Below are 12,273 nucleotides of genomic sequence, written 5' to 3'. Positions count from 1 at the left end.
TCAACAAAATGAAAGCAGTTGTAATGCGTTCCCAACTCGTAGCATCTTAACAAAACAAGGTTCATTCACAAAAAGGAATCCTAATAGAGCTGAATAAATAATCAGCAAAGTAATGAGAAAATTTCCCAGTCCTAGTTGGATGAGTAAAACTCATTCAACTAATACTTTTTCTCACTTTTTATTAGTGATCATTTATGACATTTTATAGAGAAAATAAAAACATCTTGATTCTTGGAAGAATTGTGCGCTTTTAATGAGTTAACTCTTTAATTATTTAGGATTTTATCTTATCCCGTGATGGGGATATGTAGGACAAATTAGGAGTGTCCATGAAAATCAAACCATTGCCCCCAATGAATAGTCTTATTGTATTTGAGGCAGCTGCACGCCATCTCAGTTTTACCCGAGCTGCAAATGAGTTGAACGTTACTCAAGGTGCAATTAGTCGTCAGATCAGGCAATTAGAGGAATATTTAGGAAAGGAATTATTTGTTAGAGCGAACCGAAACATGTATTTAACACCGACAGGATTGCAATATTATCAAACGGTTTACAGTGCTTTGTTAGAGGTGGCTAAAGCAACTGGTGAAATAAAGAAATGGCAAGGAGAACATCAAGTCACAGTAGCAACATCAAATGCAATGGCTGCATTATGGTTACTTCCTAAAGTCACAGCCTTTCAACAGCAAGAAGGTATTGATCTACGAATTTTAGCAACGGACAATATTTTTGATTTGCATAAAATGGATTGTGATATTGCCTTGTTTTATTGTCGGGTACCACCTGTCGGGATGAACGTAACGACTTTATTTCCAGAAGAAGTATTTCCAGTCTGTAGTCCTAGTTATTTAGCACAGTTTGCTGAGAATGTAACAGCCGAGGAGCTTTTTGGTCGAACGCTGCTGTATTTAGATGACTCTCAAAAGGATTGGATTACTTGGTCTGAATGGTTTGAGTCAGTTAATTATCCTGAAGTGAAACCAAAGAATAGAGTGAATATTAATAATTATCCGATGCTGCTTCAGGCAGCAATGAATGGTCAAGGTGTTGCGCTTGCTTGGGGATCACTGGTAGATGAATATTTAGATAATGGAACTTTAGTGAGACCTGTTGAAACAGTGTTACGAACACAGGCTAATTTTTGTATGCTAGAGCCATCTGATAGAGGTGTCATTCCTTCAAGCGTAAAACAATTCAGAACTTGGTTATTAGATCAGTTACCCGGTCAAGTCGGACAAAAGGGACTAGGCTAATAAAGCATTTATCATTTATAAATAAAAATAAAGGGATCAAATTGATCCCTTTATTTGTTTGTATCAACTAGTTATTCAGAGCAGTTATCTTTTTCTTTGCAGAACTCAGGACGAACATGTTCAGGCATCATCATCCATGGTTGCTGTTCACGACGTAAGCTTTTAAATAATGTCACACTCATGATGGCTAAAAAGATTGCGATTGGGAAACCTGCGATAATTGATGCTGCTTGAATTGCCTTTAAACCACCTGCATAGAGCAGTACGCCTGCAATAATTGCAATCAAAACGCCCCAAACAATCCGAATCTTAATTGGGGTATCTGTTGAACCTTCAGCATCCATATAGCATAGAACATGCGTACCACAGTCTGTTGAGGTGATCAGGAATGTTGCGAGTAAAAGACACGCGATAATACTAAGAATCTGTCCCAAAGTTCCATTATCAATATTATTAAACATCGTAAATAGCGCTCGTGTATTATCCTGTTGAGTCGCTTTTACAATAGGACCACCTTCAAATTTAGGAACGGTTTTACCTGCTTCGACTAAAGCTGCGGTTTGTTTTTCGTAAGCATGGCGAGCATCCTGTTCAACTTTGAGCGCAGAGCCACCAACAACTGACATCCAAATTGCAGTTACCAATGTGGGTACTATCAATGCACCTGCAATCAGTTCTCGAATGGTACGACCACGCGAAATACGTGCGATGAACATACCGACAAAAGGTCCCCATGTCATCCACCATGGCCAATAGAAAGCAGTCCACCAATTTTGCCAACCAGAATCTTTTTGAGTATCACTCCAAAGGCTCATGCTGATAATGTTTTGGGCATAATTACCTGTAGATTCCAGTAAGGTATTTAACAAATAGCGTGTTGGCCCAACGATCAACAAAATTGCAATTAATATAATTGCCAAGATCATATTGAGTTCAGACAATCTTTGCATACCACGATTGATACCAATGACAACCGAAACGGTTGCAATGCTGCATAAGATTGCAAGCATCACAAATTGTAAGCTGAGACTATTGGCGAAACCAAAGACTTGATTTAGACCAGAATTAATCTGTAATACACTCATGCTCAGTGATTGAGCTACACCGAAAGCGGTAATTGTGATTGTAAGAATGTCGACGGTATGACCTATCGGGCCATAAATACGATCACCAATAATAGGATAGAGAATCGAACGTAAGCTGAATGGTAAGCCTTTTCGGTATGAAAAATAAGCCAGTGCTAAAGCCGTCATACAGAAAATAGCCCAAGGGTGTAAACCCCAATGGAAGAAAGTGATTTGCATTGCCATACTGGCAGATTCATCGCTTAAATTTGAGGTAAATGGATTGCTTGCGTAGTGCCACATTGGCTCAGCAGCAGACCAAAAAACTAAGCCAACACCCATACCGCCAGAAAAGAGCATTGAGATCCATCCGACAAAGCTAAATTCAGGTTTTTCATCATCTTTACCTAATCGGATATGACCAAAGCGGCTCATCATTAAGTAGAGGAGAACACCTAAAATGATGGTTAATAACCCAAGATAAAACCATTTGACATTTTGCAATAAAATGCCAGAAACCATCTCAAAAGCTTTTCCAGCTTGGTCGGCTTGTAGAGCACAAAAGAGAACAAAAGAAATTACTAATATTTTAGAAACGACAGTCACTGTCGGATTAAGTCCTTTAAAGACCCCTGTTGTAGCACGCATAACTCCTCCTTGGATTGCGTTGCAAGCGGCTTATATCAGTAAGCTGCTGTGTGCGAATAATACAGAGTAGTAATGCCTAAGAAGTTTGCTCAACTGATTTATTCTCACTGATGTGTGAGTTTTAGTCATGGGTCTTTTTATTTTCTATGTTGGGAAAATAGAACATCCCAGATCATTTTGGAATGCATGATTAAAACTCATAGATGCCTAGCTAAAAAGTCGTTTGTCTGCTTGATCGATATTAAACAAAATCATTAAAGAAATAGCGTTGAATGCCAATCGTTACGCAGGGAGTGCTGCGTCATTTAGATACATGGAGATCATAAGATGAATAGTCGAGTTAGCCAGCAATTAATTACCATCCAGCAAGTCGATAATGTATTAAACCCGATTACAGAATCAAATGGTATGCCAAATATTGCTTATACCAGTGCTGAGTATTTTAATTTTGAACGTGACAATATTCTAAGTAAAACATGGGTGTGTGTGGGTTTCTTTTCAGACCTAGTCAAAAACGGTTATATCAAGCCTATTGAGTTTATGGGTTTGCCATTATTGATGATGCGTAACCGCGAGGGACAAGTTCAAGTATTTCATAATGTTTGTAGCCATAGAGGTATGCAACTTGTACATGAAGAAGGTGTGGTTGAGGGGGTTATCCGCTGCCCATACCATTCATGGAGTTATGATCTCAACGGTAATTTAAAAGGCACGCCCCATGTAGGTGGTATTGGTCAGCATAAAGACGAGCGCTTCAAATGCGAGAAGCATGGTTTACGTGCCTTACGTTCAGCAATTTGGATGGATATGGTCTTTGTCAATATTTCTGGCGATGCCCCATCTTTTGAAGAGCACATCGCGCCATTAGTGGAACGTTGGAAACCTTTTTGGGGTGAAAATGGCTTAGATCAAATCCGCCGTGTAAATATGGGTGGACATCTTGAAATTGAAGTGAAAAGTAACTGGAAGCTTACAGTAGAGAATTACTGTGAGGCGTATCACTTACCGTGGGTACATCCAGCATTAAATACTTATTCGAAACTTGAAGATCATTACAACATCATGTTTGAAGATTGTTTCGCAGGGCAAGGCAGTTATAAATATAACCTTTCGGATACAGCAGGCACACATTTGCCAAAATTCCCAAATTGGCCTGAAGATAAATTACGCCATGCAGAATATGTTGCGTTATTTCCAAATGTGTTGTTAGGGATTCAGGCTGATCATGTGTTTGCAATGATGATTGACCCAATTGCCCCTGAAAAAACCATTGAAAGATTGCGTCTTTATTTTGTAGGTGACGAGTCAACTAAAGACTTGTATGCAGCCTGCCGTACTGCAACGCTTGAATCGTGGCGTGTTGTATTTAGTGAAGATATTGGTGCAGTAGAGGGTATGCAGAAAGGTCGTCACTCTCCAGGATTTGGAGGTGGTGTGTTCTCTCCAGAAATGGATTTACCAACGCACTTCTTCCAAAAGTGGCTCGCAACACAGGCTAAAGTAGCTTTGGAGGCGTAACATGCAACATTACCTCAACTATGTTGATGGTCAGTGGCGGGACTCTTCCCGCCAATTGGAAGTCATCAATCCAGCAACGGCAAGTGTATTTGCAACAGTGGCTCAAGCGAGTATTGAAGATGCTGATGCAGCGATGCATGCTGCGCGATGCTGTGTAAACAGTGGTCTATTAACGGACGTTCGCCCAGCTCAGCGTACCACTTGGATGTTAAAAGCCGCAGAAGCAATTCGTGAAATTGCTGAAGAGGGCGCTTTAATTCTTTGTCGAGAAAATGGAAAAAATTTAGCAACTGCGCGAGAGGAATTCGATGAAGCCGCTCGCTATTTTGAATATTACGCTGGTATGGCGGACAAGATCGAAGGGATCTCCGTTCCTTTAGGAAAGGACTATGTAGATTTCACTTCATATATTCCAATGGGTGTTTCAGTTCAAATTGTTCCGTGGAATTTCCCAGTTTCTATCTGTGCTCGTTCGCTTGCACCTGCTTTGGCTGCTGGTAATGCGGTTGTTATTAAATCGCCAGAAGTTTCTCCATTAGGCATGATTTTATTAATTCAAGCGATCGAGAAAGCAGGTTTTCCAAAAGGTGCAGTGAACTTGCTTTGCGGCAAAGGTTCTGAGGTGGGAAGCCATTTAGTCAAACACGCTGATACGAATCAAATTGTGTTTACAGGTTCTGTTCCGACTGGACAGCGAATTTTACGAGACGCCGCTGAGCGTGCGACGCCTTCTGTGATGGAATTAGGTGGTAAGTCTGCTGCAATTGCATTTGCTGATGTTGACATTGAACAGTTATTGCGCAGTGTAAAAGTCGGTATTTTCTATAACGCGGGTCAAGTTTGTTCAGCAATGTCTCGTTTATTGGTACATCGTAGCCGATATGACGAAGTTAAAAATGCAGTCGTTGCTTTAGCTGAAGGTTTAAATGTTGGCATTGGCGAAGAAAATGCTGAACTTACACCTGTCGTTTCGAAAGATCAGCAGCTACAAATTCTTGCAATGATTGAAACAGCGCGTGAAGAAGGTGCTCAAATCTTAACAGGTGGTCAAGCTGCCGAACACGATGGATATTTTGTACTACCGACAATTATTGAAGCACAACCACACATGTCGATTGCTCAACAAGAAGTATTTGGGCCTGTCATGGTAATTATGCCATTCGAAGATGAGGATCAGGCTGTAGCGATTGCTAATGGAACGGATTTCGGTCTAGTTGCAGGTGTATTTGGTGAAAATCTTAACCAAAGTTTGCGTGTAGCTCAGCGATTGATCGCAGGGCAAGTTTTTATTAATGAGTGGTTTGCTGGTGGAATCGAAACGCCATTTGGTGGTGTTGGTTTGTCTGGCTTTGGTCGAGAGAAAGGGCAGGAAGCCATTTATAGTTATGTTCAAACCCGAAATATCGGGATTCGTTTGAAATATAACGGCTAGTCATATCAAAAGGGAATAGACAAGATGAAGAAGTGGTTATGCATTGTCTGTGGCTGGATTTATGATGAAGCGAAAGGCTGGCCAGCTGATGGAATTGCTCCGGGAACGAAGTGGGAAGATGTTCCTGAGGATTGGATGTGTCCAGATTGTCAGGTCGGTAAAGCTGACTTTGAGATGCTCGATATCACCGATATGGATATTGAAACAGCAGCGCAAGAGAATTCAGAGGAATATGCTGTTCAACCCGTGGTGATTATTGGCAGTGGACACGCTGGATATCAGCTTGCTTCGACATTACGTGCTCAATCTTCAGATTTGTCTATTACCGTATTTACGGCTGATGATGGAGCTTTATATAGCAAACCTGCTTTATCAAATGCATTAGCTTTGGGTAAAGACAGTGAGGGCTTGGTGCGCGAATCGGCATTGAGCTGGGAACAACGTCTTAATATTCGTGTTTATCCACACACTCAGGTTCTCGCAATTGATCGTGATCATAAAAAAATTCAAACCTCTATAGGGGAATATTCTTATGGTCATTTGGTGCTTGCAACAGGTGCGAACCCGATCAATATTCCTATAGATGGTGACACTGCACAGGTTCACAGTGTGAATGATCTCGCAGACTATCGTTTATTTCGAGAGAAATTAAAAGATAAACAGCATGTTACGATCTTAGGTGATGGGCTGATTGGTTGTGAGTTTGCAAATGATCTTGCTGCTCATGGAACTCGAGTGACAGTGGTTGGTCTAGGTCAATCCGTGATGGGACGTTTGATTCCACCACAACTTGGTCAAGCATTACAAAATGCACTCACTGAGATTGGCGTTGAATGGAAATTACAAAACAGTATTCGTTCTATTCATGCAAGAGGTGATCGTTATCAGTTGATTTTACAAGACGGTCAGCAGTTAGAAACGGATTTAATTTTGAGTGCTGTAGGTTTACGACCAAACACTGCCTTAGCTCAATCCGCTGGTCTTGAAGTCAAACAAGGCATCTGTACTGGACTTGATCATCGAACAAGTGACCCTGCAATTTTTGCACTGGGTGATTGTGCAGAAGTTGATGGTATTTGGGCACCGTATATCAATCCAATCAATCAAGCACTTCCTGCTTTAGCAAATAGCCTATTAGGTAAACCAACAGATGCGGCATTAAAAGCAACGCCTGTGTTGGTAAAAACACCAATCTTACCGTTATCCGTATTACCAGCAGTTGGAGCGGGTGAATGGCGTATCGAACAATCTGACGATGAGTGGGCAGCAGCTTTTTACGACGCTGCTGGGAAATTATCTGGTTTTGCTTTACTAGGCAAACAGTTACAGCATCAGCGTAGTCAATGGGTTGATAAGCTAAATATCACGCCAGCTATAGTTTAAGGGATGAAGAATATGATTGCTTTACCAAATGATGATAACAGCTGTGGTTGGTATGCTGCTTTAGCTCCAGCAGCACCTGTTAAAAAGTTAAAAGGTTCTCAAACAGCGGATTATGCAATTATCGGTGCTGGGTTTGCAGGTCTAGCAGCAGCGCGGAGATTGGCAGAATTAAAACCTGATGCACGTATTATTTTGATTGATGCTCAACGAGTTGCTGAAGGTGCATCGGGTCGTAACTCAGGGTTTGTGATTGATTTACCACATAAGTTTTCACTAGAGCATCCAGATGCAGCACATAAACAAAAACTATTGAGTTTGAATCGTGCGGCAATTTCACAATTACAAGGTTTAGTTGAACGTTTCAATATCGATTGCCAATGGTCTGCTGTCGGTAAATATCAAGGTGCAGTTGGTGAAAGAGGTGAGGCGCATCTTCAACACTTTGAACATCTCATGAAAGACTTAGGTGAACCGTATCGTTGGGTTGAAAAAGACGAACTCAAAGGCGTACTTGGGACAGATTATTACAGTCGGGCAATTTTTACGCCGGGTTCTTATCTCATGCAGCCTGCTGCATTGGTAAGAGGTATGGGAGAAAATTTACCTGAAAATGTAGAGTTACTGGAGCAGTCTCCAATTCGACATTTAGAAAAACAAGATGGGAAATGGCTGCTAAAAGGTGATGAAGGTACTATCCAAACACCAAAATTATTATTAGGTACCAGTATTTTCACCAAAGAATTTGGTTATCTCAAAAATCGTTTATTACCCGTGATGACTTTTGCCAGTTGGACGCGTCCACTTTCAGATCTTGAAATGAAACATTATACAGGTCAGCTGAATTGGGGACTGACTCCAGCAGATCATGCTGGAACAACTTTACGTATGACAGCAGATCGAAGAATTCTGATTCGCAACACTTATAAGCATGTTCCAAAATATGGTGCCAATATTTCAGATGATATTCGCCGTGGAATACATGATGAACACCGAAAAGCATTTCTTGAACGTTACCCGGAATTCGAGAGTGTACCGTTTACCCATACTTGGGGCGGGGTCTATGCGATTTCACGTAACTTTACCAACTTCTTTGGTGAGCTAGAGGATGGTGTCTATGCCAGTGCTTGCGATAACGGTGTTGGTGCTGCATGGGGCACGATTTCAGGGACTTTACTTGCTGATTTAGCTGTCGGAGCTGACTCTCAATCATTAAGAGACATTCAATATGTGACTGGCATGCCAAGTTTAAATCCGCCTGAGCCTTTTCTAGGAATGGGCGTTAAGTTCCGTATTGCCTTAGCAAAATGGCAAAGCCGTAGTGAGTTGTAAGTAGGATACAAATATGAAAGAAGTTAAGTTAGTTGATAATAAAGAGCTTATTTTTAATTTACGAGGTGAGACGCCGACAGGAACTGCTTATGTGGCGAGAGCGATAGGTGCTGACGTTTCTCCAAATATGGGGATTGGTTTTGCTCGTTGGGAAGGTGCAGAAGTTTCTTGGACTTTGCTTTATGACGAAGTGGTTTTTGTAATTGAAGGCTGCTTTGAATTAACTGCAAATGGTCAAAAATATGAAGTTCATCCAGGTCAAATGCTATGGATACCTGAAGGTACAGAACTCATTTATGGCGGTCATGCATTATTTGGTTATGTCGTACATCCTGGTAATTGGAAAGAAATTCACGGTATTTCTTAATTTTTTTAATCATAAATTGATGCAGTGTGCAAGTTTTGCGTTGAATTAAATAGAAATTTGCACATAAACAACAACAAACACGAGTCAAAAATCTGCTGGAAAAGTTTTTGATACAACAGTGCAATAAGAAACAGGGCGAAGTTTCTTAATACTTTTATTTAAACAAGGAATTGTAAATGAATACAAAATTTTATCGTGATGTTGCAACGGGCTTATTTATCTTCAGTTTAGCGGCGCCTTCATTTGCTGGAATTACATTTGGGAATCCAAAAGCAGATACAGGAGCATTAACCGTTTCGGCAACTTTACGTGCTAAATATAATTATAAAGATTATGGAAAAGATATTGATCCAGATAATAGTATTAAGTTTGATGCTGCTATTTTAAATTTTGGGTATGAGTCACCTAAAGTTTTTGGTAGTGCTCAATGGCGCTGTTATCAATGGTCAGACCTTTGTGATTTTTCAACCTTGGTTTCGGCTTATGCAGGCTATCGCTTAAATGAAACAGACAATATCACGCTAGGTTTACAACCCGTTCCATTTGGTCCCAGCCGTTTTTGGGATAGTAGTTTCTATGCAGGTATGAATTACACACTAGGTTTGCAAGATACGCTTAATCTTGGTGTTAATTATCACGCGGAATTACCATCGGCTACCAAGTTTGATTTAGCCTATTTTGCACGAGATGGCGGCAACTATACTGGGACAGCAGATAACGATACAGCGCGTTATTCAGCAAATACTGTGAAAACAGATGATCCAACGATGACGAGCCTTAAAGAAAAAAATATGTTTGTAGCGCGAGTAATACAAGATCTCGATTTTATAAACAATGATGATTTAAAAATGGCAGTTGGGGGAAGCTATTGGTATTCATCTATTGATAACAAGCGGAACAATCAAGATGGTAGTCGAAAAGCATGGTCTTTATTCAATACCATTAATTATCAGAATTTAGGGATTACACTTACTGGTGGGCAGCTCAAGATTGATAATAAAGATCCAATTTCGAACTACTCAACCTTTGGTTCATTTGATACTGAATACAATATTGCCAATAAAGGTCTGTTTTACTCAGTTGATGTCAATTATGCCTTTAAAAATGTGAGAGATAACTTGAACATTACACCTTATCTCGTGCTAAGTGGTTTCAATAAAGACCAAAAAGGATATAAAGATTCACAACGTAATATCATAGGTGCGGCTTGGAACTATAAGAATATTGCTGTTTATACAGAATATGTCATGAGTAAAAATGATGTATTTATTGGCGGTAATGCTGATTCATTTGCAGCAGGTGATGACAATAAATGGAATAAGCTAGCGAATCTCATTTTTACCTATACGTTTTAAAGGGCGCTTTTAATTTTTTAACCTTGTTCCATCAACAATTTTCAAGAGGTTTCACCGCCTCTTGAAAAATTTTAGGTAATGAAAGCAGTGACTTCTCCATATATTCATACTTTTATTTTATTTTTCTCATTATTGAATCCTTTTCTCATGAGTGTCTACATGATTGGTCTTATTCGCCATACGGAGACAAAGAGCTTCAATAAAGGGTTAATACAAGGTGCTTTGATTGCTTATCTTGCTTTCATTCTTTTTGCTTGGGGTGGGGAGGCAATCTTTAATAAATATTTGAATGTAAGATTTGAATCATTTCAAATTTTTGGTGGACTCATCTTTTTAGTGATTGGTTACCGATTCGTATTTCAAGGTGCAGACACGATTGGTGAAATGAGAGGAGCACCTGAACATTTAGCTGGCACAATTGCGATGCCGTTTATGATTGGTCCAGGAACGATTAGTGCAGCCGTTGTCACTGGTATGAAAATGAATCTTTTAGAGGCGGCAGCAGTCATTGGGCTTACGCTATTTGTGTCATGCAGTATATTAATTTTAATGAAGTTTTCGCATGATCATTTGAGATATAAACATGCAAAGCATATTGATCGCTATTTTGATATTGCTGGTCGATTGGCAGCTTTGCTGATCGGCACAATTGCCATAGATATGATTGTTACAGGGGTTGTCAGGTTAATCGAGCAGCAATGAGACAATTCAAAATTAGTTGATGAAATAGTTGTGCTTTATTTGCTATGAGACTTATGCTTTTTTAACGAACAATTGACTGTGATCAAATTAAAATGCCGCACACAAGTTGAACTCATATGCGGCACCATAGTAGGTGTATCAAACCGTGCGCTAACTTTATCAATAAATTGAGTACTTGATGAGTGTACCAAGACTAATGGCTAATATGTGGTGGTTAAAGATTGGGCATTTTTCTCTTGGCGTATGGATTTCCCTGTCAAATTGGTACGGTTTGCATGTGCTCAATTTTGTACAAGTTGCTGAACTTTGATTTTTACTTTAACTGATCACTATTGAAATATTTTAATTTTTACAAATTAATTGTAACTAGGAGGTAAGTTAAAAAACACTTTGCTTAGCTAATTTCAATGTGTTAGCAGCATAATTAATAAAAGTATAATACTTATAACTCTTGTTACAACGATTAGGTCGACAATCTTCATAAATTTTCCCATAGTCTTATAAAAGGCACTTTGCGAGGATATTATGGAAAGAGTCACGGTAATTATTAAGGATCAAGAAGAGAATGAATCTATTGTGATGGCACAGCTAAATGATTTTGAGGATCATGATCTGCCATTTTTCAAAAGAGTAGAGCATATTGAAGTTGAAGGTGAAGTTCTTTTCCCGAATATGGATTTACTATTTGAAAATGAAGAAGATGGCAAGGTTTATCGGTTGGTCTCAGCTGTGGATGATAAAAGGTTTATTTAAAAAATGTTGAATTTGAAAATAAAATCCACCTATTGTTTAATAGGTGGATTTTTTATAACTGAATATAATTATTATTTTAAAGGTATTGTTCAGTATTTTTATCAAGATTTTCTTGATTTATTTTAATGGATGATAAAATAATCTGAATCCTTACAGAATTAAAACCAGTGCTTTTACTAGAGCAATAAATTAAATTTTGACTAACTAATCAGATTAAGTCCTTTAACAATATCGTTAAATTCTGAGCCATTTAACCAAAAAGATTTTTTTAAGAAGAGCGTCGTCATAATACTTTCTGCTGCTTCACTATTTGGACTTTCACAAAATAAACCATAGCTATTACCAAGAACATTGTTGTCTTCGATCAGACGGATAAAGTAAGCATGTTGTTCATCAGCATAGCCAAGAATAGCATCACGTCGATTGTTCATTTTTCATGTCTCCACATCAAAAATATTTGAATAAAACC

The 12,273-nt window shown here is 39.2% G+C and carries 11 protein-coding genes and 1 pseudogene; 10 read left to right on the top strand and 2 right to left on the bottom strand.

The window, feature by feature from the left end:
- Window positions 1-329: 329 nt before the first annotated feature.
- Entirely contained in the window at window positions 330-1,253 is a 924-nt protein-coding gene (locus IO68_RS17750) for a LysR substrate-binding domain-containing protein (protein WP_023012379.1), read from the top strand.
- Between the two features lie 71 nt (window positions 1,254-1,324).
- Here the strand turns inward: IO68_RS17750 and IO68_RS17745 are convergent, their stop codons facing one another.
- Window positions 1,325-2,965, bottom strand: coding sequence for a BCCT family transporter (locus tag IO68_RS17745; RefSeq protein ID WP_023012378.1), 1,641 nt, complete (start codon window positions 2,963-2,965; stop codon window positions 1,325-1,327).
- Between the two features lie 327 nt (window positions 2,966-3,292).
- On the opposite strand from IO68_RS17745, the gene IO68_RS17740 reads away from it, so the two are divergent.
- From IO68_RS17740 to IO68_RS17705, 9 genes and pseudogenes are all read left to right on the top strand, one after another.
- Entirely contained in the window at window positions 3,293-4,483 is a 1,191-nt protein-coding gene (locus tag IO68_RS17740; protein WP_023012377.1) for an aromatic ring-hydroxylating oxygenase subunit alpha, read from the top strand.
- A 1-nt stretch (window position 4,484) separates the two neighbouring features.
- Window positions 4,485-5,915 carry an aldehyde dehydrogenase family protein gene (locus IO68_RS17735; RefSeq protein ID WP_023012376.1) on the top strand — a complete coding sequence of 477 codons (1,431 nt, stop codon included), beginning with the start codon at window positions 4,485-4,487 and terminating at the stop codon, window positions 5,913-5,915.
- Between the two features lie 24 nt (window positions 5,916-5,939).
- Window positions 5,940-6,101: pseudogene (locus tag IO68_RS34080) on the top strand (rubredoxin); the annotation flags it as partial.
- Window positions 6,090-7,298: an FAD-dependent oxidoreductase gene (locus IO68_RS17730; RefSeq protein ID WP_319802585.1), complete on the top strand. Its 1,209-nt coding sequence runs from the start codon at window positions 6,090-6,092 to the stop codon at window positions 7,296-7,298. The pseudogene IO68_RS34080 and the gene IO68_RS17730, both read left to right, overlap by 12 nt.
- Window positions 7,299-7,310: 12 nt before the next feature.
- Window positions 7,311-8,627 (top strand): NAD(P)/FAD-dependent oxidoreductase, encoded by a 1,317-nt coding sequence (locus IO68_RS17725; RefSeq protein ID WP_023012374.1) that lies wholly within the window; start codon window positions 7,311-7,313, stop codon window positions 8,625-8,627.
- A 13-nt stretch (window positions 8,628-8,640) separates the two neighbouring features.
- Window positions 8,641-8,994 carry a hypothetical protein gene (locus IO68_RS17720; RefSeq protein WP_004880623.1) on the top strand — a complete coding sequence of 118 codons (354 nt, stop codon included), beginning with the start codon at window positions 8,641-8,643 and terminating at the stop codon, window positions 8,992-8,994.
- Between the two features lie 176 nt (window positions 8,995-9,170).
- Complete coding sequence (locus tag IO68_RS17715) at window positions 9,171-10,349, top strand: hypothetical protein (protein WP_023012373.1); 1,179 nt, start codon at window positions 9,171-9,173, stop codon at window positions 10,347-10,349.
- A gap of 87 nt (window positions 10,350-10,436) precedes the next feature.
- Entirely contained in the window at window positions 10,437-11,051 is a 615-nt protein-coding gene (locus tag IO68_RS17710; protein WP_031234635.1) for a MarC family protein, read from the top strand.
- Window positions 11,052-11,576: 525 nt separating this feature from the next.
- On the top strand, window positions 11,577-11,804 hold the full coding sequence (locus IO68_RS17705) for a hypothetical protein (RefSeq protein ID WP_004880620.1): 228 nt from the start codon (window positions 11,577-11,579) through the stop codon (window positions 11,802-11,804).
- 200 nt (window positions 11,805-12,004) lie between these two features.
- On the opposite strand, the gene IO68_RS17700 is transcribed toward IO68_RS17705, so the two are convergent.
- Window positions 12,005-12,235: a hypothetical protein gene (locus tag IO68_RS17700; protein ID WP_004880619.1), complete on the bottom strand. Its 231-nt coding sequence runs from the start codon at window positions 12,233-12,235 to the stop codon at window positions 12,005-12,007.
- Between the last annotated feature and the right edge of the window lie 38 nt (window positions 12,236-12,273).

The sequence above is a fragment of the Acinetobacter sp. COS3 genome (assembly GCF_000475335.1).
In the GTDB taxonomy this organism is placed as follows: domain Bacteria; phylum Pseudomonadota; class Gammaproteobacteria; order Pseudomonadales; family Moraxellaceae; genus Acinetobacter; species Acinetobacter venetianus.
Note: the sequence above shows the minus strand (reverse complement) of the source record. Positions and strands in the feature narration are given on the sequence as shown.